This window comes from Pauljensenia sp. UMB3104 (assembly GCF_030217285.1).
In the GTDB taxonomy this organism is placed as follows: domain Bacteria; phylum Actinomycetota; class Actinomycetes; order Actinomycetales; family Actinomycetaceae; genus Pauljensenia.
Map to the genome: position 1 here is coordinate 1 of NZ_JASONN010000230.1, position 288 is coordinate 288.

Here is a 288-nt window from a genome sequence, read left to right on the forward strand (position 1 = left end):
TCGTGTACGTCTTCAACTCATCCCACGTCATCTGAGCAATCAGACCAGAACCGTTGTACACGCGATCGATCATCGGATCATGGTGGACAACAACCTTGCCATCAGCGGTCAGATGAACATCGGTTTCAATGTGGCGGATACCGAGCTGACGTGCATCAGCGAATGCCTCAAGCGAGTTTTCAGGCGCGACCTCGTTGCCTCCCCTGTGGGCAAGAATGATCGGCCCGACGCGAGAAGAAACCGGGATCATGAACAAGCCTGCTCTCCGAAATAAACTGCGCCAACTTC

At 53.8% G+C, this 288-nt stretch carries 1 protein-coding gene; it reads right to left on the bottom strand.

Annotated features, from left to right (window positions below; genetic code table 11):
* A partial coding sequence (locus QP415_RS11505; protein ID WP_285100170.1) for a glycerophosphodiester phosphodiesterase occupies positions 1–250 on the bottom strand: 250 nt, incomplete at its 3' end.
* Between the last annotated feature and the right edge of the window lie 38 nt (positions 251–288).